Raw genomic sequence first — 22,988 nt, forward strand, 5'->3', positions numbered from 1 at the left:
AAGCTTCGTGAGGAAGCCGGTTTCACAACGCTCAAATCAAGGCGATGCACTTGATGAGGCAGCCGGGCGGCAGGCCCGTGCCTGCACAACGCGCACTGGCCGGTTGTTCAATGAACAGTTTAACCGATTCCCTGAACAATGGCACCTTGCCGGGCCTGCATCGCGGCGGCTCTCCCGGCCTTAGTGGCCGGAGACCAATGCGTTGAGCTTGCGTTGCGCCTGTGCCACCTTCGCGTTGCCGGCGTTCATGTCCTTCATGAGCACATTCATTTCATCGAGCACTTTTTGATCGTCGACCTCGGCCATGGCGCCGTTGAGCCTGATCTGTGCTTTATGGGCATCCATGAAAGCCGTCAGTTTTTCCGCGCTGTCGATCATGCTTTCGAGCGCCGTCAGCATGTCCTTGACGCCATTGCCCGGATCCGAGACGATACGGCCATAGGCCTTGTCGAAGACCATGCGCAGGTCGTCGGGCTGCTTGAGGGCGACGCGCTTGACGCCGGCGGCGGCCTGTTCGGTATCGATCGTGTTACGCACTTGCACGCTGGTCTTGCGCAAGGTAAGCATATTCTCGCGCCAGGCCGGCAGGTCGGCGATGGTGCGCGGCATGCGCATGCCGGTGACGTTGCGCAAGGGCTGCTCGACCTTGGTATCGATCGTCTTGTTGTAATCGCTGATCACGGCAAAATGCTTGCTGTAGGCGCCGAACGATTTTTCTTCTTCCGGGGTCAGCCTGGGCACATGCACGCCGGGCTTGTCGATAATGCGCGTTTGCAGGAAGGCGATGAACGCCGCGCGCTCCTTGGGTTCGGAACTGCACCCGGCGATGCCGAGGGCAAGCAGGCCGCCCAGCATCCACAACAGGGAACGTTGCGAAAATTTCATGACTGTTTGCATTAATGACTCCTATGATAAGCCTTTTATCATAGTGTAAAAATGCAAATATGGCAGCAATAAGTTGACGCCAGCCGCGTGCTTACTGCTCACTGCTTACTGTTGCGCGGCTTTTTCGGCGGCGCTCAGGCGCTTGGCGCTGACCACCACGACCGTCATCTTGCTGTCGGCGACGGCGGCGGCATGGGCCGGCGCGGCGGTGGCGCGCACCGGCACATCGGCGGTGGCGTAAGCGGCAAACGTGACCATGACGGTTGCAGCGAGGAAAACGGCTTCGAGGTTTTTACGGACTTTCATGATCTTCTCCAGTGGGTGGGGCGAGTTGGTATGGTGTTACTTTATCCACTCGCCCGCCACCCTTCCAGCGCCTTGCGATGAAGCGCCGGAATGCCGGGACAGGATGCGCAAGCCCGCGACGAGCTGTGTTCGGTGCGCAAGAACGCCCGCCGTTGCAGGCTGTGCGCGTCCTAGTCGCCGGCGTCGGCGTCCAGTCCGCGCAGCCAGGCCAGTTTTTCGGCGATCTTGGCCTCGATGCCGCGCGGGACCGGCTCGTACCAGCGCGGCTCGACCATGCCGTCGGGCAGGTAGGTCTCGCCGGCCGCGTAGGCGTTCGGTTCGTCATGCGCGTAGCGATACTCGTGGCCGTAGCCGAGCTCCTTCATCAGCTTGGTAGGCGCATTGCGCAGGTGGACCGGCACCTCGCGCGACTTGTCCTTTTTGACGAACGCCACCGCCCGGTTGTAGGCGTTGTAGCCGGCATTGCTCTTGGCCGCGATGGCCAGGTAGATGACGGCCTGGCCGAGCGCCAGTTCGCCTTCGGGCGAGCCGAGCCGTTCGTAGGTGGCGGCGGCGTCGTTGGCGATCTGGATCGCGCGCGGGTCGGCGATGCCGATGTCTTCCCACGCCATGCGCACGATGCGGCGCAGCAGGTATTGCGGATCGGCGCCGCCGTCGAGCATGCGGCACAGCCAGTACAGCGCCGCGTCCGGATGCGAGCCGCGCACCGATTTATGCAGCGCCGAAATCTGGTCGTAGAAATTGTCGCCGCCCTTGTCGAAGCGGCGCGAATTGAGGGTCAGCGCGTTGTCGACGAATTCGCCGGTGATGTGCGTCAGGCCCGAGGTGGCGGCCGAGGTCTTGGTTTGTTCGAGCAGGTTGAGGAAGCGGCGCGCGTCGCCATCGGCGTAACCGATCAGGGTGGCGATGGCGACCTCGTCGAACGTCAGGTGGCCCAGCACCTTGTCCTGGGCGCGCTTGAGCAACTGCAACAGCTCGGCGTCGGTCAGGGCCTTGAGCACGTACACCTGGGCGCGCGAGAGCAGCGCCGAATTGACCTCGAACGAAGGGTTTTCGGTGGTGGCGCCGATCAAGGTCACCAGGCCGGACTCGACAAAAGGCAGCAAGGCATCCTGCTGCGACTTGTTGAAGCGGTGGATTTCGTCGATGAACAAAATCGTGTGCTTGCCGGTCGCCAGGTGGTGCTCGGCCTGTTCGATGGCGGCGCGGATATCCTTCACGCCCGACAGCACGGCCGACAAGGCGATGAATTCGCAGCCGAAGGCATTGGCCGTCAGGCGCGCCAGGGTGGTCTTGCCGACCCCGGGCGGCCCCCACAGGATCATCGAATGCGGCTTGCCCGACCTAAATACCAGGCGCAAGGGCTTGCCCTCGCCCAGCAAATGGCTTTGGCCGATGACCTCGTCAATCGTTGCCGGACGCAGCGCTTCGGCGAGGGGCGCTGCGGGTTCGGTCTTGAACAAATCGTCCATGCGAAGTCTTCATCAATAGGAAGCGCGTAGTCTAGCGCATGGCGCGAATCGGCGTTCAAGATAAGACCCGCGCGCCGCGCGACAGTTCCCCTCCGATGCGATTATCTTGGCACGCCCGGCCCGGTGACGATGTTGTGCCCGGCGCCGCCAGCCATGTCCACCTCGGCCTTGCGCAGCAAAATGGCGAACGCGGGCGGGAAAACCAGCCAGAAACCCGAGTCCGGCATCAGCAGCACCCCCAGCGCGGCCAGCCCGAGCAAGCCCCAGCCGAACGACTTGGGCAGCGCCACCCCGGCTTTTTCGAGCGCGTGCAGCGGCACCGCCATCAGCGCCAGCGAGAGGCCGAACAGGAAGAACCAGGTGGTCGCGGCCAAGGTCATGCCCTTGACTGTGTTGAACAGGCCGCCACGCAGCATTTCCAGCATGTACGGCCCCATGACGACAAACGCAAACGCCGTATGCAGTAGTGCAACGCCTTTGACATCCTCGCCTCCCTAAAGGAAAGGGATTCCTACGGCGCCGCGTGATGATCTACGGGTCGCTTCGGTGGGTTCCTGCTTCATCGAGCGGCCTGACTGCGCCGACTCTCCACAGGCTAAGACGCGATGTCCTCGCACTAAAACATTCATCGCGCCGACCACATCGGCGTGATTTTCGTAGCCACAATCGACGCACCGGTACCGATGCTTCTTGAATTCAAGTGAGCTCCACGCGCAACGAGGGATCAGTTATTGACGACGTCGGCCCCTTTGGGAATGACGAATTTGAACTGGCTTGCCGTCAAGGGCGGGTTTTTCTCGAATTTCTTGAACGCGAGCACCGACGTCTGGCCGAAGGCGTCGCGCAGTTCCATCGCTTCGGGCGTACCGTTGCGCAGGCCGATGCTGATCTGTTCGAATTGCGAATCCTTGCCCTTGGGCGCGGCGTTGAGCCACTCCAGGCCGTCGCGCGTGCCGGCTTCGGAGAGGGTGAAGTTCTTTTCCAGGTCGTTACTGCCGAACAAGATGGCGGCCGGCGAAGAACCGAGCGCGTCGCCGAGTTTTTTGGTGGTGACCTGGTTCAGGTCTTTATCGTAGATATACAGTTGCTCGCCGTCGGCCTGCAACAGTTGCTCGTAGGGTTTGACGTAGGTCCAGATGAACTTGCCGGGACGGGCGAACACGAAGGTGCCGGACGATGGCGCCGCCACTTTGCCGGCGTCGGCCTTTTTGACCTGGCGCTGGGTGAACTCGCCGCGCGCGGCTTTGGTGCCGGCGACAAAGGACTTGAATTGGTCGAGGGCGGTGGCGTGGGCCATGCCGGCACAAGCCAGGCTCAGGGCCAGGATGGCGCTGGTTTTGTTGAATGAAAATCGCATTCGTATCCTTATGTAATGACGGGCGCGCTCAGTATCGGGCACCCTTGTTCTTGTAACGGTTAAGCGGATGTATTGGTGGACAGCGGCCCTCGCGTTGGCAGACTATGCATCGTCCCGTGCCACCGGCGCGTCGCCCCCGCGGAGGCGGGGGCGACGGAGCACAGGCCAATGGCCAAACGTGTCCCAATTGCCCCGTATGCGCGACGGGCAATCCCTCACTCCGCGCTGGCCGCCGGCACCAGGATATCGCGGTTGCCATTCGACTGCATCGGCGACACCACCCCGCTATTCTCCATCTGCTCCAGCAAACGTGCTGCGCGGTTGTAGCCGATGCGCAAGTGACGCTGCACCAGCGAGATCGAGGCGCGCCGGTTCTTGAGCACCACCTGCACCGCCTGGTCGTACATCGGATCGGCCTCGCCGCCGGCCTCGCCCGACGCGCCACCTTCCGCGCCGCCCTCGCCTTCGAGCGTGCCGCCTTCGAGAATGCCTTCAATATAGTTCGGCGCGCCCGACAGCTTGAGGTGGGCCACCACCCGGTGTACTTCCTCGTCGGACACAAACGCGCCGTGTACCCGCACCGGCAAACCGGTGCCTGGCGGCATGTACAGCATGTCGCCCATGCCCAGCAGCGCTTCCGCGCCCATCTGGTCGAGAATGGTGCGCGAGTCGATCTTGGACGAGACCTGGAACGCAATCCGGGTCGGAATATTTGCCTTGATCAGGCCGGTAATCACGTCGACCGACGGCCGCTGCGTCGCCAGGATCAGGTGCAAGCCGGCCGCACGGGCCTTTTGCGCGATACGGGCAATCAATTCCTCGACCTTTTTGCCGACGACCATCATCAGGTCGGCCAGCTCGTCGATGATGATGACGATGGTCGGCAGTTTTTCCAGCGGTTCCGGCGAATCGGGCGTGATGCTGAACGGATTCGGAATATGTTCCTCGCGCTTGGCCGCCTCGGCGATCTTGGCGTTGTAGCCGGCCAGGTTACGCACGCCGAGCTTGCTCATGAGCTTGTAGCGGCGTTCCATCTCGTTCACCGCCCAGTTCAGCGCATGGCCGGCCTGGCGCATATCGGTCACCACGGGCGCCAGCAAGTGCGGAATGCCTTCGTACACCGACATTTCCAGCATCTTCGGATCGATCAGGATCATGCGCACGTCGGCCGGGTCGGACTTGTACAGCAGCGACAGGATGGTCGCGTTGATCCCCACCGATTTACCCGAACCGGTGGTGCCGGCCACCAGCAAGTGCGGCATCTTGGCCAGGTCGGCAATGACGGCCTTGCCGGCAATATCCTTGCCCAGCGCCACGGTCAATTGCGAAGTGCTGTCGTTATAGACCTTGGAGCCGACGATTTCGGTCAGGCGCACGATCTGGCGCTTCGGATTAGGCAACTCCAGCGCCATGAAATTTTTGCCGGGAATGGTTTCCACCACCCGGATCGAAGTCAGCGACAGCGAGCGCGCCAGGTCGCGCGCCAGGCCGACGATCTGGCTACCCTTCACGCCCGTGGCCGGTTCGATTTCGTAGCGCGTCACCACCGGACCCGGATACGCCGCCACCACCTTGGCATCGACGCCGAAGTCGGACAGTTTCTTTTCGATCAGGCGGCTGGTGAATTCCAGCGTTTCCACCGACACGGTTTCCTGCACTTCCGGCGCGTCGTCGAGCAGGGACAGCGGCGGCAGCGACGAATCGCCCGGCAGGTCTCGGAACAGCGGAGCCTGCCGTTCGGCCGGCTTCTCGATCTTGATCTCGGGCTTGCTCTCGACCTTGCCGGCGAGCGGGCGTGGCGCCAGTTGCTCCACCGGCTTGTCGAGCTGCTTTTCTTTCAGCGCGCGTTCGGACTGGACCACTTCCATCACCTGCGGCTCGATCCGCACCGGCGGCGCCACCCCATGCTTGGCGCGCTCGTGGACCACCACTTCATCGCGCTTGACGGCCGCCACTTCGCCCTGCTTGCGGTCTTCGCGGTCCTGGTAGCGCAGGCGGAACCAGTCGATGGCGTTTTCGATCGCGCCGCCGATGCGCTCGGCCACGCCCATCCACGAGACGTGGAAGAACAGGCTGAAGCCCAGTCCGAACAGCAACAGCAGCAGCAAGGTCGCGCCGGTGAATCCGAACGCCGAATGGGCCGCGTGGCCGATCAACTGGCCCAGCACCCCGCCCGGCGCGCGCGGCAATTGCACCGACAGCGACCACATGCGTAAAAACTCCAGCCCCAGGCTGCCGGCAAACAAGAGCGCGAAGCCGATCCAGCGGATGGTCGCTTCCTGCTGGTGCTCGGGATCTTCTTCCGTTTCCAGCACAAACTTTTGATTCAGCGAGCGATAGCCTTTCCAGAGGATGCGCAGGAAACAGATGCACCACCACCAGGCCGAAAAGCCGAAAATGAACAGCAGCAGATCGGCCAGGTAGGCGCCCGCGCGCCCGCCCAGGTTGCTCACCTGCGATACCTGCACCTCGTGCGACCAGCCCGGATCGCCTTTGTTATAGGTGAGCAGGATCATGACGAAATACAGGAACACCACAGCCAGCGCGATCCAGCGCGCCTCGGACAGCAGGCGCACCACGCGGTTCGGCAAGGGCTGCCGGGTGACGGGCTTTCGGGTGTAACTGGCGTTGGGAGATTGGCTTGTCTTAGGCATTCTTGTTACTTACAGTGCTGCCGCAATGATGCGACATATAGGACGATGTTGGCGATGCGCTCATTCTAAGCCATCCAGAGGGCATCGGGCCCATGATTCATGCTAGGGCGCATCATGGACTATAATCGAGGGTGCGCAATTGAATTTCCGCGCCACTTGATCTGACCGCAATCGACCCCAGTTTCTCTTCATACACATTTCGATTAAAGCCCGCCCCATGACCACTACCAAACACGCCAAAGTTCTGATTCTCGGCTCCGGCCCAGCCGGCTACAGCGCGGCCGTTTATGCCGCGCGCGCCAACCTGCAGCCGATGCTCGTCACCGGCGTGGAACAAGGCGGCCAGCTGATGACCACCACCGACGTCGAAAACTGGCCCGGCGATCCGATGGGCGTGCAAGGCCCGGACCTCATGCAGCGCCTGCTGCAACACGCGGAGCGCTTTAACACCGACATCGTGTTCGACCACATTCACACGACAAAGTTGAATGAAAAGCCGATGCGTTTGATCGGCGACAGCCATGAGTACACCTGCGACGCGCTGATCATCGCCACCGGCGCCTCGGCCCAGTACCTGGGCCTGGAGTCCGAAACCGCGTTCATGGGCAAGGGCGTGTCGGCCTGCGCCACCTGCGACGGTTTCTTCTACCGCAACCAGGAAGTTGCGGTCGTGGGCGGCGGCAACACCGCGGTCGAAGAAGCGCTGTACCTGTCGAACATCGCCAACAAGGTCACGATCATCCACCGCCGCGACAAGTTCCGCGCCGAACCGATCCTGATCGACCGCTTGAATGCCAAGGCGGCCGAAGGCAAGATCGTGATCAAGTACAACCACACCCTGGAAGAAGTGGTCGGCAACGACAGCGGCGTAACCGGCGTACACATCAAGTCGACCGTCGACGGCGCGATCACGCCCCTGTCGGTGCATGGCCTGTTCGTGGCGATCGGCCACAAGCCGAACACCTCGATCTTCGAAGGCCAGCTCGACATGCACAACGGCTACATCAAGACCCGCACCGGTCTTGAAGGCATGGCCACAGCGACCAACATCCCGGGCGTGTTTGCCGCCGGCGACGTGCAGGATCACATCTACCGCCAGGCAATCACCAGCTCCGGCACCGGCTGCATGGCGGCGCTCGATGCCCAGCGCTACCTGGAAAGCCTGAACGATTAATTAGGTAACGAAAACAATGCCGATGAAAGATTTTTCCGATCTGAAATCCTTGCGCGAACAGCTCAAGGGCAAGGACGAAGCGCGCGCGCGCGAAAAAGCCGAGCGCGAAGAACGCGAACGGGTGGCCGCGCAAGAAGCCAACCTGTTCAACAGCGCCATCGGCGGCGTCAAGAAGCTGCCCGAGTCGAACCGCTTCGTGCCCAACGCCCCGCCCGGCATCAAGCTCAAGGTCAAGCCGGCCAAGGTGTTCGGCAGCCAGGCCGAGGACGATGCGGCGGTGCTGCGCGAGTCGCTCTCGGACCAGTTCGAGGTCGACCACCTGCTCGAAGACGATCCCAGCCTGAGTTTTTCGCGCGCCGGGATCGGCACCGACGTGGTGCGCAAGCTGCGCAAGGGCTACTGGCCGGTACAGGACGAGCTCGACCTGCACGGCCTGCGCCGCGATGCCGCGCGCGACGCCATCGGCGAGTTCCTGCACAATGCCGGCCGGCGCAAGCTGCGCTGCGTGTGCGTGATCCACGGCAAGGGCCTCGGCTCGGCCGGCGGCGAACCGGTGCTGCGCTCGATGGTACACAGCTGGCTGGAACAGAAGGATGAAGTGATTGCCTTCTGCGCGGCGAATGTGGACGGGCGCAGTCACGGCGCCCTGATTGTCCTGCTCAAGTCGGCCATCGGCACCTGATTCGATAGCCCGTATGCGCCCGGTATCTTGCCGGGCGCACCTCTTGCGCTGTCCATCATGCCGGGCGCATGTTAGGCTAGCAATATTCGCCACAGTACAGTGCACCGCATGACCCTCATTACGCTCATCGAAATCATGGCGATCCTGGTCGGCGCTTTCTCCGGCTTCATTGAAGCGCGGCGCAAGCGCATGGATCTGGTCGGCGTATTCACCGTGGCCTTCATCACCGCGTTCGGCGGCGGCACCCTGCGCGACATCCTGCTCGACCGGCGGCCGCTGTTCTGGGTCACGCACCAGGAATACGCGATCCTCATTTTCGTCCTGGCGCTGATGGCCGCGCCGCTGATCCGCACCTTGCGCCAGATCGTGTCGGAACGGTTGATCGTGGTGGCCGATGCGGTGGGGCTGGGATTGTTCTCGATTGCCGGGGTGGCCTCGGCGCTGGAAGCGCACATGCCGATTTTCATCGCCTCGATGATGGGCGTGATTACCGGGATTTTCGGCGGCGTGCTGCGCGATATTGTGTGTAATGAGGTGCCGATGGTATTCCGCGATGGCAAACCTTACGCCATTTGCGCGTTTATCGGCAGCTGGATGTATCTGATAATGAAAAAATTCGGGGCCGATCCCGACCTGGCCTTGTGGTCGAGCGCCACGGTGATCAGCGGGCTGCGCCTGCTGACGTGGAAATTCGACATGCGCATGGGGCGCTCGTAGAACTTCCCGTTCACATAGTTCCTGGCCGGGTCAGCGCGGCTGGCGCTTGTGATGACGCTTTCAAGCGCTGCGCTAAAAGTGATGGTAATAGCCGACAGAAGCGGATGCCTTGCAAGGCGCCCGCTGCCGGAAGCTGGACATGACAAGAATTGATGCGCACTGACTTAGCGGGTGTCGACGAAAGAGGACTGCGATTGACCGGCCGGCACCAGTTTGACGACGCGCACGCGCTGCCAGACGGTCCTTGGTCCGCAGCAGGCGCGCCTCAAGTCCAGCGGGTTTCAATCGATTTGAATGCGTTGTCCTTCACGTGGCGCGCCATCCCATCCCACGTTCCCGCGTTGCGCGCAAGGCGGAACTTGATATGAAATTCATCCCTCTGGAGGTCCATCTTTTCAATATTCTCACGTGAGGAGCGGCTGGGATGCATGCCGGCTCCAAGATAGAAGCCTCTGGCGGTTGCGGCAACATTGAATGCCTCGATACGGCCGAGGCAGTTCATCACCGCCTCCAGCGCAGCAAGATAGAGCAATAGGGACCCCAAGCCCGATCCGTGCGGCAAAGCGGTCATGGTGTGAATTTCCAGGGCATTTTCATTGAGCTTATAGTCGAGGTACCCATGGTAGAGGGCAGCGGCACCATCCACTCCGACATAGCTAATGCGGCTTTCGGACCCCGGAATTGGGTTCCTCTCGATTGAAGTTTGCACTCTGATCCCAGAGGGACTTGAGAAAATTGTCATGCTTAGCCTTATTTAATGATACAGGTCTCTCTGTGCATTTCATGCATTAAATGCATTAGATGCAATCGCCGCAGCATACACTCGCGCTGGCACCGAGGTCAATGCGTGCTGCATGCGCAGCGCCAACGCGCGGGTTCGCGCCGGTGCCGAGCAGCTGGCGACCTGCTTCGGCAGACTGTCAGTAAGCGATCAAGCAAGGGGGGGGAGCACATCGCCGACCGGCGTCATGGAGGTCGGACCGTGGCGGATTGCCGGCAAACATCTCTTTCCAGAGCCGTGGCGTGCGCCGATGCACGAGTGATGCCGCATGCTGGCCGACGCGTTACGGCACATCAACGACGTAGTCGACATCGGTGCAGCGCCCTCTGACCCCGGTGAGGAAATTGATTTCTGAGCAGCCTTAAACTGCTTCCGGACCCGTTTCGCCGGTGCGAATACGGATCACCTGCTCCACATCCTGCACGAAAATCTTGCCGTCGCCGATCTTGCCGGTACGCGCCGCCTTGATGATGGCATCCACCACCTGGTCGGCCATGGCGTCGTCCACCACCACTTCAATCTTGACCTTCGGCAGGAAATCGACCACGTACTCGGCGCCACGATAGAGCTCGGTGTGGCCCTTCTGGCGGCCGAAACCCTTGACTTCGGTGACCGTCAGTCCCGTCACATTCACGTCGGCCAGCGCTTCGCGCACTTCGTCCAGCTTGAACGGTTTGATCACACAAGTAATTTGTTTCATGGCTACTCCTAAATAGTTGCTCGTCACGCGATGGAATTACTGGGGTTCGAGATCCCCGCTGTTGCCGCTATTGTAAACGACCGACTGTGCTATTTCCCGACTTCATCCGGAATCCTGGCCAGGTCGGCTTGCCACACGACCGCCTCGGCGTCGCTCGGGGCGCGCCAGTCGCCGCGCGGCGAGAGCGATCCGCCATTGCCGACCTTCGGCCCGTTGGGCACGCACGAGCGCTTGAACTGGCTGATCTTGAAGAAACGGTATACAAACGTACTCAGGTGCTTCTTGATGTCTGCCAGCGCATATTGATTGCGGCTGGCGTGCAGCGCATCGGGCCAGGCGCCCTGCTCGCGGTCCTTCCAGGCCGACCACGCCAGGAACGCCACCTTCGACGGCGCAAAGCCGTAGCGCAGGATGTAGTACAGATTGAAATCCTGCAGCTCGTACGGTCCGATCGAACTTTCCGTGCTCTGCGCCGGCTTGTCTTCGCCCGCCTTGCCCGGCACCAGTTCGGGGCTGATTTCGGTCGCCAGCACCTGCAGCAGCACGTCCGAGCCGCCGCGACCGATCACGCCCGACTCGGCCACCCAGCGCACCAAATGGCTGATCAAGGTCTTGGGCACGCTGGCGTTCACGTTGTAGTGCGACATATGGTCGCCCACGCCGTAGGTACACCAGCCCAGCGCCAGCTCGCTCAGGTCGCCCGTGCCGATCACGATCCCGTTATGGAAGTTCGCCAGCCGGAACAGATGGCTGGTGCGCTCGCCGGCCTGCACGTTTTCGAACGTGATGTCGTAAGTCTCCTGCCCTGCCGCATACGGATGGCCCAAATCCTTGAGCATCTGGATGCAGCTCGGACGGATGTCGATTTCGTGCGCCTCGCAGCCGACCGCCTGCATCAGCGCGCGCGCCTGGCGCAGGGTGCGCTCGCTGGTGGCAAAACCCGGCATCGTGTAGGCGAGGATATGCGTGCGCGGCAGCTTCAGGTGGTCCATCGCCTTGGCGCAGACCAGCAGCGCGTGGGTCGAATCGAGCCCGCCCGACACGCCAATGACGACCTTCTGCATGCCGCTCTGCGACAGCCGCTGCACCAGCGCCTGCACCTGGATGTGATACACCTCGGTGCAGCGCTCGTCGCGCCGTTGCGGGTCCGAGGGCACGTACGGAAAGCGCTCGAGCGCGCGCTCCAGCGCCAGCGTCTTGCCGCCGCCCGGCGCGCCCGGCAGCGCAAAACGCACCACCCGGAACGCCGCCACCTGCTGCGCATGGTGCCGCACCTGCTGCGCGAACGTGGTGGTGTGCATGCGCTCGCGCGAGAGGCGCTCAAGGTCCACATCGCCGTAAATGATGTGCGAGTCGTCCTGGAAGCGCTCGGCCTCGGCCAGCAAGTCGCCTTTTTCGTAGATCAGGGTCTGGCCGTCCCACGCCATGTCGGTCGACGATTCGCCGTTGCCGGCCGAGGTGTACAGGTACGCCGCCAGGCAGCGCGCCGACTGCTGCGACACCAGCTGGTGCCGGTAGCCGCTTTTACCCACCAACACGTTCGACGCCGACAGGTTGACCAGCACCGTGGCCCCGGCCAGCGCGGCAAACGACGATGGCGGAATCGGCACCCACACATCCTCGCAGATCTCCACATGAAAGCGCAGCAGCGCGATGCCCTCGACCTCGAACAGCAGGCCGGCGCCGAACGGCACGCTTTGACCCAGCAGCTCGACCTGGCCGCACGGCGCGCTGTCGGCGGGGCTGAACTGGCGCGCCTCGTAAAACTCGCCGTAGTTCGGCAGATAGCTTTTCGGGACCGCGCCGAGGATCTTCCCGCCCGCGACCACCACGCCGCAGTTGAACAGTTGATGCCCGACCCGCAGCGGCAGCCCGACCACCAGCGCCAGCGGCAGCTGCGCGCTCGCATCGACGACCGTGCGCAGGCTCGCTTCGCAGGCGTCGAGCAGCGCCCCCTGGTGAAACAGGTCCTCGCAGCTGTAGGCCGACAAGCCCAGCTCGGGAAACGCCACCAGCGCCGCACCCTGGCGCGCCGCCGCTTCGGCCAGTGCGATGGTCTGGGCCGCGTTGAAGACAGGATCGGCGATCTTGCAGCGTGGCGTGGCCACCGCGACCCGGGCGAAACCGTGCGAATAGAGGTTGAAGAAGTCGTTCTGCATGCAGTGTCTTTCGTAGGGTGGCGGCGCGCGCGGCAGGGCATCCGAACGCTTCGTGTCTTTTTGCGTAGAATGCAATGGACCGACCCGAGCCACAGCCGGCGTCGCCCGCCAAAATAATGGAATAGCCGATTCGACAAGAATGAATTATCGCACGCATATCGTATCCTCTCTTTCCGAGATCGGCCAGAGCGCCTGGGACGCCCTGGCGTCCTCCCAGGCCGCCGCCAATCCCTTCCTCTCCTTCGCCTTCCTCGACGCCTTGCACGAATCGGGCAGCGCCTGCGCGGACACCGGCTGGCAGCCCCAGTTCCTGACGCTGTACGACGGCGCCGAGCTGGTCGCCGCCATGCCGCTGTACGTCAAGATGCATTCGTATGGCGAATATGTGTTCGACTGGGCCTGGGCCGACGCTTACCAGCGCAACGGCGTCGATTACTATCCGAAGCTGCTGTCGGCGATTCCGTTCACGCCGGTGACCGGGCCGCGCCTGCTGGCGCGCGACGCCGACGCCCGTGGCGCGCTGCTGGCCGCGCTGGTGGCCACCCAAAACGCGTCCGAGGTCTCCTCGACCCACATCCTGTACCCGCCGGAAGACCAGGTAAAGCAATTGGAGGCGGCCGGCTTCGTGCTGCGCAGCGGCGTGCAGTTCCACTGGCTCAACGCCGGCTACACGGACTTCGATGCGTTCCTGGCCACGCTGGAGCAAAAGAAGCGCAAGAACATCCGCGCCGAACGGCGCAAGGTGCGCGACGCCGGCGTGACCATGCGCCGCGTGCGCGGGGCCGATGCGACGGATATGGACTGGCGCCTGTTCAACCGCTGCTACCAGCGCACCTACGCGGCGCACCGCTCCTCGCCTTACCTGAACCTGGATTTTTTCCAGCGCATCGGGCGCAGCATGCCGGACAATATTTTGCTGGTGATCGCCGAACGCGAAGGCCGGCCGATCGCCGCCTCGCTGGTGATCCACAGCGCCGACACCCTGTTCGGCCGCTACTGGGGCGAACTCGAACACGTACACTGCCTGCACTTCGAGACGGCCTACTACCAGCCGCTCGAATTTTGCATCGAGCAAGGCATCGCCGTGTTCGAAGGCGGCGCCCAGGGCGAGCACAAAATGGCGCGCGGCTTCCTGCCGACCCGCACCTGGTCGGCGCATTGGCTGGCACACCCGGCGTTTTCGGACGCGATCGAGCGCTTCCTGGAGCGCGAAAGCGGCGGCATCGACGACTACATCGATGAACTGAACGACCGCAACCCGTTCAAGGACCCCGCATGATCTCGCACGTGTTCATTGGCGTCGGCGACTTTGCGCGCGCGCTCGACTTCTACGCGGCGCTGATGCCGCAACTGGGCCTGGCGCTCAAGTTCAGCGATCCGGCCAGGCCCTGGGCCGGCTGGATGCAGCCCGGCCACCCGCGCCCGCTGTTCCTGATCGGCGCCCCGTTGGCCGGCCGGCACGAGGCCGGCAACGGCCAGATGACGGCCCTGCTGGCGCCCTCGCGCGCGGCGGTCGACAGCGCCCACGCCACCGCCCTCGCCCGCGGCGCCATCTGCGAAGGCGCGCCCGGCCTGCGTCCCGAGTACCACGCCAGCTACTACAGCGCCTATTTCCGTGATCTGGATGGCAACAAGCTGTGCGTCTGCTGTCACGAGTAAATCAATATAGCGGTGCCATCGGCAAATAGGGGCCATAATCGACCGTGTAGCAACTTCGGACACGGAAGGTTCAGCATGGACATCTCCCAGATTACGGCGCCCGCTGCACGCGGCGCCGGCCTTGTCACCCCCATCGCGACCAGCCGTACCGTCGCCGCCGAGCAGGCCCAGAACCTGAGTTTCCTTGGCGTCGCGCCGACCACGGTGGACCTGTCGAGCTCGGGACGCTTCCTGTCGCTGGCCTCCCTGTTCCGGAAAAAGACGCTGGAACTGCACACCTCGGTCCTTGCCAACGCCGATGCCTCGAAGGCCTTTGCCGACGCCACCGTCGCGGCGGCGGCCGTGGCCGGCGCTTTCGACGAACTCCAGAGCGCTGCGGTCGACAGCAACGGCCTGCCGACCGGCACCCTCGATGGCCAATCGCTGCAATCGCAATTTTTCCAGCAGCTTGGCGGTACGCCGGACGATGCCCAAGCCAGCCTGGCCGCCATCGGCCTGGCCTTTACGCCGGCGACCGGCAGCGCTGCCGGCAAGCTGACGCTGGACGACGCGGTGCTGGAAGAGGCCTTCGGTCGCGACCCGGTCGCCACCTCGGCGCTGCTGGAACGCGCCGCCAATGCCTTCGTGGGCGTGGTCGGCACGCAAATCCAGGCGCAGGTCGCCAAGCTCTCCTTCCTTGATGACGACAGCGTGTTCGGCGCCGCCTTGCCGATTCCCGGCGCTGCACCCCAAGAAATTGCCGCCGCGCCAGGTTATCTGACTGCGCAGCCGGCCAGCTATACGGACAATATGTTCCTCCAGAACCTGGTGAACGAGACCTTGCGCAATGACGAGGACGCGCCTGTTGCCGTGGCCGACTTTGTCGACGACAACGGTGTCCCCGTGCAGCCGAACCTGATTGCCTCGCCGCAAACCGAGGCGCCGCCTCCGGGAGCGCGCGTGGCCGCGCCGGCGGACGCACCCGAGCCGCAGGCAATCGCCGGCAGCGCCGTCCAGGCCGAAGCACGCCAGGGCGCAGCGCCCGTGTCCGTGTCGCCAACGTTGCCAGGCGCAGCGGCAGCGCCGCCGCTTGCCTCACCGCTTGCGTCACCGTTGATGAACCAGGACACGGTCCAATCAGCCGCCACGGCGGCCGCGCCCGTCCTCGCCAGACCCGACATTACGGCCAGCAACGCTGTCGGCGTCGCCCAACAGGCAAGCGTCCTTGCGCAACAGTTGCAGGCGGAGCGCGCGGCAGCACGCGAGCTCGACGAGAAAATCGCCGGCGCCAGCGACGCCGTGCGCGCCGCGCTGGCCGACGACATCGCCCGGCGCGACGCCAGCCGGGCCGGCCAGCTCAACGCCGACAGGACCACGGCCCAGCTGCGCGCGGACCCGCTCGATCCAGCCCTCACCGCCCCAATCGCGCCGGACCGATTTGCGCGGCCGGCGGATGCCGTGCGGACAGCTACGACGGCGCAGTCCGCAAGCGCGCCCCAGGACGCGGACCGGAACCTCACCGCGCAGGCGCCGCCTGTGCCGGCGCCCGACCAGGCCCAGCTGGCCGCGCGCGACCCGGCCATTGCCGCCGCCATCGCCGCCTACAACGTCAATACCGGTCCGTTTGCGGCCCAGAACGGCAGGCCCGAGATGCAGCCACCCAAGGCCAAGCCGGTGGCGCCGGTCGCCGCTGTCACCCGGGTGGACGCCGCCGAGGCGCTCGGCACGCCTGGCGACGGATCGGCGCCATTGCGGTAAAACGACGAAGCGACAGTGCATCCACAGAAGTCTGCGCGGCGGAACGATGTCGCTTCAGTTTCCTGACCGGGCTAAGTAAGTGTGCAGACATGATTGTGATTTATAGCGAACAGAAGCGGATGCCTTGCAAGGCGCACGCCGTGACGCAGTGCGTGTACTGCTAGCGGCGGGCAACACAGCAAGGCGCCGCTGCGCCACCCTGCGTCTTGTAGGTGGCATCCTCGATGCCGTTCAGAAATCTCATTTCCTTGCTTGCCTCGCTGCGAAAGAGGAAATCGCCGTAGCTGCCACTCACTATTTCCGGCGCAACAAATTGATGGGCGCCAGTGCTGCAGGTGTATTGCATCAATTCAAGCTTCATGGCATTGCCTTCCTTATACGTGATGCTGACGGATTGCTTCCAGAACAGGGACGACGGCGCACCCGCGTCCCCGTGCAAGTCGCTCAGGCCAGCCCTTCTTTCACTATCACGCCGGCCAAGGCCGCCACGCGCGCATCGATCTGACAGCCAAAAAAGTACGTCTCCCTCAGTTCAGCCCGGCCAAGGTCGACACCGCGCAAATCGCAGTTGTCAAACGTTGCCCCGACCAGACTCGCTTGCGCAAATGACACCGCCGTCATTGCCACGTCGGTGAACTCGGCCCGGTCGAGATGGCATCCGGCGAAGTCAACGCGTGCAAAAAGGCAGTGAGAAAACTGCGCCTTTACCAAATTGGCGGAATGGAACACACAGTTGCGCACCTCACCGTTACTCACATCCAATCCCTCCAGCGAGGCGCCGGTGAAATCGCAGTCCTCGAAGCGCACGCCGGACGCTACCAGGTCGGGAAAATGCGAGCCCTTAAAGCACACGGCGGCAACGTCGACGTCAACCATCACGACACCAGGCGCAACGAGCGTCTCGCCGCTCCTCAGCGCTTTCAATATCTGACCTACTTCTTCATCCATGTCAGCAAACTCCACGTCAACAAGCTTTCCCCATGAATCTTGCAGTTCAAACAATGTCAGAGTACCGTGTGATGCGCCCCGTTTCCGGCAGGTCGAGGCAGCGGCGCGACCTAGCCTGTACGCAGGGTCGATGCGAAAGTATAACCATGCGGCGCGCCCGGTAGCAGATCGAATCAGCAAAAAAAGTCACTCATAGCTTACTTTTTGTCCGACTCATGGTACATTTCATTCATGCAAACCCATATCCGGAGCCAAACATGCACGCCACCAACCCGACCATCGACGACTGCGCACGACAAGGCCGCAGCGTGCTGACAGTGATGTTTGCCGCCTTGCTGCTCGTGACCGCGCTCGTGCTGGCGTCGACCTTCGGCGCGCTCGGCGCATGGAGCGAACGCCTGGATCGGTCCGCGCCGATGGTGCCGCTGGCGATCATCCTGTTCTGCGCATGGGTTCGGCATAAGCAGCATCACCCAGGCGGCAACGGCGCGCGCAAATCGCTGTGGAATGCGCTGTTCCAGGACGAATTCAGGCAGCAAAGCATCGCCCGTGCCGTGCGCGTTGGCTTTGTCGTTGTGCTGCTGGTTCAACTCCCGCTCGCCTTCACACTTGGGCAACAGACAACGCTGCACATGGCCTGCCTGAGCATGCTCGCCGGCGCCCTCGCTTTCCTTGGCGCGTTCCTGTACCTGGGACGCGCCGAAGCATGAGCGACGCCCCCGTACTGCGCAACACCCTCAAGGTCCGGCGCGCCATGCACGAGCTTACCCAGGCTGGACTGGCCGAGCGCATCAACGTCAGCCGCAAGAGCATCAACGCCATCGAAACCGGCAACATGGTGCCATCGGTGGTGCTCGCATTGAAACTGGCGGCCACTTTTAATGTACCGGTCGAAACCTTGTTCCAGCTGGAAGCGGAAAACCCATAACACTTGCATCGCGACATTCCAAACAGTCCGCGAGTTGAGCCAGGTCGGTTTTAACACTGATGCAGGCGGAACTCCGGCGCGCCGTCCCGGACGATGATGACCCTTCACCTTCATCACCGGGAGATATCATGACGCAAGCTACCGCCAATGCCGAGGAACTGTTTCGCTTCGCCACAACCAGGGCGCCCAACCCGACGCCGGCGCCAGCGGGACTGCTCGAACTGCCGGACCAATCGCAGGTCGCCGCGTGGATCGCCACCGCCGCCGAGCTCGATTTCACCGCTGAGCTGGACATCCTGGCCAAGCACTGGAGCGAGCTGGTCAAGCGCACGCCGGAAGCCATCGCGGCCGACCTGGAGGCCGCACGCCAGAGCCAGCTGACCCTGGTCGCCGAGACCCTGTTCCCGATCGCCCAAAACGTGGTGGGCGACGTCCCCGCCTTGCAAACCGCGCTCTGGCAATATTACCTGCAAGGGATCGCCTCCGGCAAAGCCAGCAGCGCCCAGTTGCAGCGTGCCCGGCAGTTGCTGGGCCAGGTCACCCTGCTGCAAAAACTCCTGGCCGGCGACCAGGCCGCCCTGGCGCCGGAATCGGTGCAAGCGGCGCTCAATCCCAACCTCGCCCTGCCGGCCGCGTTCGAAGAACAGATGCGCCTGCGCCGTGAGCAGCAAAGCGCCCGGCAAAGCGCGGCCGGCGACGACGCCGGCGAACAGGACAAGATCCTCGCCGACCTGCTCAAGCAGATCGACACCCTGGTCCAGCTGGAACGGCGCCTCGTCGCCGCGCTCGACCAGATGGCGGCCGGCGGCACCCACGCGCCCGGCACGCCCGGCATGCCCGGCAGCGGCGACCCGTCGGAATTGCAAAAAGTTTTCCTCACCCAGCCCGCCGCTGATATCGACGAGCAATTCCGCGCCGACAACGCCAACCTGATGCAGGAGCTGGCCGACGCCAGGGTGCCCACCACCAAGCAGTGTACCTTCGACCTGCTCGACGAGGTGCGCCATCGCATTGCGGACGGCGTTGCCACGGCCGCCGCCATGCCCGCCACCGGCCCGGCCGCCGCAGCCGTCCTGGCCGACAATCCCGACCTGGCCAGGCTCATTCCCGGCGCACCGGTGTCCAAGCCGGCCCCCCCCGCCGGCATGAAGTTCGGCATTCGTCCGGTCGGCGTGGCCGACCTGCGCGTGGTGCGCCAGGTGCTGGTGGGCTACGAAAAAGGCGAGCTGGCCAACATCCATAACATCCTGCAAGGTGAAGAGCACGAACACTTCCGCTCGCGCCTGAGCCGCGCCGACGAAAGCGAAGGCAAATACGACGAAGCCGACGCCGAAGTCTCGCAAGAAGAAAGCGGATTCGAGCGTTTCGAAATGGGCCAGAACGCCTTCCAGACCGCGCGCAAGCAGCAAGACCGCAACGCCAGCATCAACCTGACCTCCAACTACGGCACCGTCAACGCGCAGGCCTCGACCTTCATGAACAACTCGAACGGCGGCGAGCAGTCGCGCGGCGCCGACCTGCGCCAGTCGCGCGAGATCGTCGAGCGCGCCGTCGCCCTGGTGCGCGAGCGGGTCGGACGCCAGCGCTTGCGCACCCGCAGCGCCGAAGTGTACGAAAGCGACGTGGTGCGCCACAGCGCGCCGGCGGCCACCATCCGCGCCCAGTATCGCTGGGTCGACAAGGTGTATCAGGCGCAAGTGTTCACCTATGGGGCGCGCGCCATGTATGAGGTGATGGTGCCGGCGCCGGCGGCCATGTTCCGCCACCTGCTGGCCCAGCAACCCGGCTTCGGCGGGCATGCCGGCCCGGCCCCGGTCAAGCCGATCGTGCGCCCCGCCGAGATCACCGACGCCACCTGGCTGGCCATCGCCGAACGCTTCAACGTGACCTTGCCGCCGCCACCGACGGCCGCCATCACCGAATACGCCAGCCTGAGCTATCCGGGCGGCGGCGGCGCAACGACGACCCTGAGCGGCATGTTCAACTCGCCGCGCGCGCTGGAACAGGGCTATGCGGCGGCGGCGGCCGGCGTGTCGATGACGTGGTACGGGGTAGACAAGCAGTCCGGCATCAGCGCCAGCGTCGGCACCAGGCTGTTTTCGAGCAGCCCGGCCGGCGCCACGCCGATTGCGGCCCAGGCCATCGGCACCAACAGCGGCGCGGTCAGCTACAACGCCAGCGGCTGGGGCCAGCTCGACCAGTTCACGGTCAATTTCTACCTGGTCTGGGGGCGCACCAAAGTGACGGTCGAAAAATGGCAGCTGGAATGCCACCAGATCATCATGGACCAGTACGAGAGCGACCTGAAACAGCACCGCGCCCTGCTCGCGGCGCGCACGGAAGAAAACGGCCCGTATGCGGCGCTGGACGAAGAACAGATGCGCACCATCGAACGCACCGAGCTCAAACGCGCGGTGCTCGAAATCGTGCGCAGCGGCAGCGGCCAGGGGGCACCGGCCTCGCCCATCGTGACCGGCAGCGCGCCGGCCATCGCGCCGGAGCGGCTCGAGCAGGCCGCGCGCGAAGTGCGCTTCTTCGAGTACGCCTTCGAATGGGATCAGGTGACCTACAGCTTCTTCCCGTACTTCTGGAGCGAGGGGGCGCAGCAGTGGGCCGCTGCGCGCTTCGAGCAACAGGGCGACAGCGTGTTCACAGCCTTCCTCAACGCCGGATTTGCGTCGGTGATCCTGCCGGTGCGCAGGGGGTATGAGGATGCGGCCGCGCTGTACCTGCAGACCGGGATCGTGGCCGACATCGCCGTGGTGCCGGCCGACCGCGCACTGGCCGACCTGAACCGCGAAGTGCAGCTGCTCAACGCCAGCACGCCGATGGAAGGGGCGGCGGAAGGCGCGGCCTGGACCTATCGGGTGCCGACGATGCTGACGGTGCTCGACGACGGTACCGACATCGCGTTTCCGAAGCTGGCGCAGCCGGCCGACCAGGCCCCGACCATCCTGGTGCCGCCGCTGCTGATTGACGATAATCCGGAGGCGTAATCCACTGACGTCCCATCACCCCCGCGCCAAGATGGGCTTCGGCGGGGACCCAGGTTCGCTTCGCTGCCTGTGGATGATCGAGAAACCTGGCGGGACGACTAAACGCCTGTCGCGTCAGGCAATAACAAGCAAGGCCGGGGACACCTGGCCTTGTTCATTGGGGGCAGTGTCGAACGCGCACAGCCCGGAGCAGGACCATCGACTTCCGTCAGTCTCCGGCTTCCTTCTGGTGACGCAGTGCCAGGATGACCACGCTATCGGGCCTGAGCTGGTAGCGCACAACATACCCGCTGTCGCCGAAGTCGATCTCCCATTCCCGGTATGCCTCCACCATGTCCTGCGCAGGCCGGCCAACGTGCGGTTGATGTCCCAATACCTTTACCCCTTGTCTTATGGCTCGGACAGCGCGCTTCGCGGCGTCGGGATTCTTGCTCGCCAAAAAGCGATAGACGCGCTGCATGTCGCGCAACGCGCGCGGCGACCAGATCAGACGTGACATTCAGGCGGCTCGATGTCGTTTCCTTCTTCGAGATTCTGCAGCCACGCATCGGCTTCATCGGCCGTGACATGCAGCCCGGTGGCTTGATACTCCTCCCACGCCTTGAGTGTATCCTGGCGAAAAGTTTCACGCTTTTCCTCGCGCACGACGTACTGCACGATGGCCTCGCGCAGCATCCAGTGAGGGGTTCGGCGACGCGACTCTGCCAGGCGTTCAAGCCGGGCGCGCGTGTCCGCGTCCAGCTTGACCGACATGGGGCGGACAATAGTGGCAGTCATCATGCAGTTCCCGTCAGTTAGTCATAGGTATTACCTTATCATACTTTTTTGCCGACGAGTCAGCGCCGCTCCTCCCGCCCATGCACAAACAAGGACGGCTGCCGGTCCGAATATTCCCGCAGTAAATTCCACACTGCCCGGACCCGCTGCAAGCGGTACAAATCGGTCGGCGCGGCCAGCCAGAACGAGCGCTCGGCGAAAAACTGGTCGAGCACCGGCACCAGCCGGCCGTCGTCCGGCACCGCGTACGGCGGCGCCATGATCAGCCCCATCCCCAGCGCCGCCGCCTCGACCTGCGCGGTCATCCCGGTGCAGCACAGCCTGCGCCGTGGCGTGAACCCCAATTCGTTGAGATAACTGAGTTCGCGGCTGGCCAGCCGGTCCTGCACATAGTCGACAAAGTCGTGGCGCGCCAGGTCGGCATGCTCGCGGATCGGCGGATGGCGCGCCAGATATTCGGGCGATGCGTACAAATAGAAACGGAACGACGCCAGCCGCGTGATCATGTAGCGCCCGGTGCTGGGCGGATCGAGCATCACGCCCAGGTCCGCCTCGCGGTTGGCCAGGTTGGCAAAGCGCGGCAGCACCAGCAGGTCGATGCTCAGGTCGGGGTGGGTCTGCAGCAGCCCGACCAGCAGCGGCGCCACCACCCGCACCCCGAACACTTCCGGCACGCCGAGCCGCACCACGCCGTGCGCCGCCACTTCGGTGCCGCCCAACTGCTCGGTGGCCGCCAGCGCCGCGCTCTCCATCGCTTCGGCGTGCGGCAGCAGGGCCTGGCCCAATTCGGTCAGCTCGTAGCCCTCGCGGCTGCGGTCGAACAAGGTGGTGCCGAGCTGGATTTCAAGCCGGTCGATGCGGCGCGCCACGGTCGTATGTTCGACCGCCAGCCGGCGCGACGCACCCGACAAGGTACCGGCGCGCGCCAGCTCCAGGAAGAATCGCAGGTCTGTCCATTCAGGCAAGGTATTCATCTGATCAATGTCGGATATTCACGCGGAATATTGTGCACCAGCGCACACCGCACACGCAATCTTTTGATTTTTGTGTATTGAT

24 protein-coding genes are annotated in these 22,988 nt (G+C 63.7%); 9 read left to right on the forward strand and 15 right to left on the reverse strand.

The features are described 5' to 3' along the window. Positions 1-180 precede the first annotated feature (180 nt). The 7 genes from F1735_RS13935 to F1735_RS13965 all read right to left on the reverse strand — a co-directional run bounded on the left by F1735_RS13935 (position 181) and on the right by F1735_RS13965 (position 6,674). Positions 181-885 carry a DUF3053 family protein gene (locus F1735_RS13935; protein ID WP_167237494.1) on the reverse strand — a complete coding sequence of 235 codons (705 nt, stop codon included), beginning with the start codon at positions 883-885 and terminating at the stop codon, positions 181-183. 105 nt (positions 886-990) lie between these two features. Beyond that, positions 991-1,191 (reverse strand): hypothetical protein, encoded by a 201-nt coding sequence (locus tag F1735_RS13940; protein ID WP_167237495.1) that lies wholly within the window; start codon positions 1,189-1,191, stop codon positions 991-993. Between the two features lie 170 nt (positions 1,192-1,361). Further along, on the reverse strand, positions 1,362-2,663 hold the full coding sequence (locus F1735_RS13945) for a replication-associated recombination protein A (RefSeq protein ID WP_166882150.1): 1,302 nt from the start codon (positions 2,661-2,663) through the stop codon (positions 1,362-1,364). Positions 2,664-2,764: 101 nt separating this feature from the next. After that, a complete protein-coding gene (locus F1735_RS13950; protein ID WP_267876665.1) occupies positions 2,765-3,127 on the reverse strand; it encodes a DUF6463 family protein in 363 nt (120 codons plus the stop codon). Positions 3,128-3,157: 30 nt separating this feature from the next. Continuing rightward, positions 3,158-3,391, reverse strand: a complete 234-nt coding sequence (locus F1735_RS13955; protein WP_167237534.1) for a zinc ribbon domain-containing protein — start codon at positions 3,389-3,391, stop codon at positions 3,158-3,160. After that, the gene (gene lolA / locus F1735_RS13960; protein ID WP_167237497.1) at positions 3,388-4,020 is read right to left on the reverse strand and encodes an outer membrane lipoprotein chaperone LolA; all 633 of its coding nucleotides are present in this window, start codon (positions 4,018-4,020) and stop codon (positions 3,388-3,390) included. Before lolA ends, F1735_RS13955 begins: the two co-directional genes overlap by 4 nt. A gap of 215 nt (positions 4,021-4,235) precedes the next feature. Further along, positions 4,236-6,674: a DNA translocase FtsK gene (locus F1735_RS13965; RefSeq protein ID WP_167237498.1), complete on the reverse strand. Its 2,439-nt coding sequence runs from the start codon at positions 6,672-6,674 to the stop codon at positions 4,236-4,238. A 217-nt stretch (positions 6,675-6,891) separates the two neighbouring features. Between F1735_RS13965 and trxB the strand changes: the two genes are divergently transcribed. The 3 genes from trxB (at position 6,892) to F1735_RS13980 (ending at position 9,247) form a co-directional block, all read left to right on the forward strand. Next, positions 6,892-7,848 (forward strand): thioredoxin-disulfide reductase, encoded by a 957-nt coding sequence (gene trxB / locus F1735_RS13970; protein ID WP_167237499.1) that lies wholly within the window; start codon positions 6,892-6,894, stop codon positions 7,846-7,848. Positions 7,849-7,864: 16 nt separating this feature from the next. Next, the gene (locus F1735_RS13975; protein ID WP_167224589.1) at positions 7,865-8,530 is read left to right on the forward strand and encodes a Smr/MutS family protein; all 666 of its coding nucleotides are present in this window, start codon (positions 7,865-7,867) and stop codon (positions 8,528-8,530) included. Between the two features lie 108 nt (positions 8,531-8,638). Next, positions 8,639-9,247: a trimeric intracellular cation channel family protein gene (locus F1735_RS13980; protein ID WP_166886062.1), complete on the forward strand. Its 609-nt coding sequence runs from the start codon at positions 8,639-8,641 to the stop codon at positions 9,245-9,247. 265 nt (positions 9,248-9,512) lie between these two features. Here the strand turns inward: F1735_RS13980 and F1735_RS13985 are convergent, their stop codons facing one another. The 3 genes from F1735_RS13985 to F1735_RS13995 all read right to left on the reverse strand — a co-directional run bounded on the left by F1735_RS13985 (position 9,513) and on the right by F1735_RS13995 (position 12,887). Next, entirely contained in the window at positions 9,513-9,956 is a 444-nt protein-coding gene (locus F1735_RS13985) for a hypothetical protein (protein WP_167237500.1), read from the reverse strand. 433 nt (positions 9,957-10,389) lie between these two features. Further along, on the reverse strand, positions 10,390-10,728 hold the full coding sequence (locus F1735_RS13990; RefSeq protein ID WP_166882158.1) for a P-II family nitrogen regulator: 339 nt from the start codon (positions 10,726-10,728) through the stop codon (positions 10,390-10,392). Positions 10,729-10,817: 89 nt separating this feature from the next. Continuing rightward, positions 10,818-12,887 carry an NAD(+) synthase gene (locus F1735_RS13995; RefSeq protein WP_167237501.1) on the reverse strand — a complete coding sequence of 690 codons (2,070 nt, stop codon included), beginning with the start codon at positions 12,885-12,887 and terminating at the stop codon, positions 10,818-10,820. A gap of 139 nt (positions 12,888-13,026) precedes the next feature. Here F1735_RS13995 and F1735_RS14000 point away from each other — a divergent pair, with 139 nt between their 5' ends. The 3 genes from F1735_RS14000 to F1735_RS14010 all read left to right on the forward strand — a co-directional run bounded on the left by F1735_RS14000 (position 13,027) and on the right by F1735_RS14010 (position 16,283). Then, the gene (locus tag F1735_RS14000) at positions 13,027-14,166 is read left to right on the forward strand and encodes a GNAT family N-acetyltransferase (RefSeq protein ID WP_167237502.1); all 1,140 of its coding nucleotides are present in this window, start codon (positions 13,027-13,029) and stop codon (positions 14,164-14,166) included. Next, the gene (locus tag F1735_RS14005) at positions 14,163-14,546 is read left to right on the forward strand and encodes a VOC family protein (protein WP_167237503.1); all 384 of its coding nucleotides are present in this window, start codon (positions 14,163-14,165) and stop codon (positions 14,544-14,546) included. Before F1735_RS14000 ends, F1735_RS14005 begins: the two co-directional genes overlap by 4 nt. Positions 14,547-14,621: 75 nt before the next feature. Beyond that, on the forward strand, positions 14,622-16,283 hold the full coding sequence (locus tag F1735_RS14010) for a hypothetical protein (RefSeq protein WP_167237504.1): 1,662 nt from the start codon (positions 14,622-14,624) through the stop codon (positions 16,281-16,283). A 160-nt stretch (positions 16,284-16,443) separates the two neighbouring features. On the opposite strand, the gene F1735_RS14015 is transcribed toward F1735_RS14010, so the two are convergent. Both F1735_RS14015 and F1735_RS14020 read right to left on the reverse strand, forming a co-directional pair. Next, positions 16,444-16,644 carry a hypothetical protein gene (locus tag F1735_RS14015; protein ID WP_167237505.1) on the reverse strand — a complete coding sequence of 67 codons (201 nt, stop codon included), beginning with the start codon at positions 16,642-16,644 and terminating at the stop codon, positions 16,444-16,446. 83 nt (positions 16,645-16,727) lie between these two features. Continuing rightward, positions 16,728-17,285: a pentapeptide repeat-containing protein gene (locus F1735_RS14020; protein WP_167237506.1), complete on the reverse strand. Its 558-nt coding sequence runs from the start codon at positions 17,283-17,285 to the stop codon at positions 16,728-16,730. Between the two features lie 203 nt (positions 17,286-17,488). Here F1735_RS14020 and F1735_RS14025 point away from each other — a divergent pair, with 203 nt between their 5' ends. The 3 genes from F1735_RS14025 (at position 17,489) to F1735_RS14035 (ending at position 21,155) form a co-directional block, all read left to right on the forward strand. Next, positions 17,489-17,941: a hypothetical protein gene (locus F1735_RS14025; protein WP_167237507.1), complete on the forward strand. Its 453-nt coding sequence runs from the start codon at positions 17,489-17,491 to the stop codon at positions 17,939-17,941. Beyond that, positions 17,938-18,159 (forward strand): helix-turn-helix transcriptional regulator, encoded by a 222-nt coding sequence (locus tag F1735_RS14030; RefSeq protein WP_167237508.1) that lies wholly within the window; start codon positions 17,938-17,940, stop codon positions 18,157-18,159. Before F1735_RS14025 ends, F1735_RS14030 begins: the two co-directional genes overlap by 4 nt. 128 nt (positions 18,160-18,287) lie before the next feature. After that, entirely contained in the window at positions 18,288-21,155 is a 2,868-nt protein-coding gene (locus F1735_RS14035) for a hypothetical protein (protein WP_167237509.1), read from the forward strand. Positions 21,156-21,363: 208 nt separating this feature from the next. Here F1735_RS14035 and F1735_RS14040 read toward each other — a convergent pair whose 3' ends face one another. From F1735_RS14040 to F1735_RS14050, 3 genes are read right to left on the reverse strand one after another with little or no spacing between them, the layout of a single operon-like run. Continuing rightward, positions 21,364-21,654, reverse strand: a complete 291-nt coding sequence (locus F1735_RS14040; protein ID WP_167237510.1) for a type II toxin-antitoxin system RelE/ParE family toxin — start codon at positions 21,652-21,654, stop codon at positions 21,364-21,366. Then, positions 21,642-21,935, reverse strand: a complete 294-nt coding sequence (locus F1735_RS14045; RefSeq protein WP_187364242.1) for a CopG family ribbon-helix-helix protein — start codon at positions 21,933-21,935, stop codon at positions 21,642-21,644. The genes F1735_RS14040 and F1735_RS14045 overlap by 13 nt, the downstream gene beginning before the upstream one ends. Positions 21,936-21,991: 56 nt before the next feature. Then, positions 21,992-22,906 (reverse strand): LysR family transcriptional regulator, encoded by a 915-nt coding sequence (locus F1735_RS14050; RefSeq protein WP_167237511.1) that lies wholly within the window; start codon positions 22,904-22,906, stop codon positions 21,992-21,994. Between the last annotated feature and the right edge of the window lie 82 nt (positions 22,907-22,988).

It is taken from the genome of Massilia genomosp. 1 (genome assembly GCF_011682185.1).
Classification (GTDB): Bacteria; Pseudomonadota; Gammaproteobacteria; order Burkholderiales; family Burkholderiaceae_D; genus Telluria_A; species Telluria_A rubra.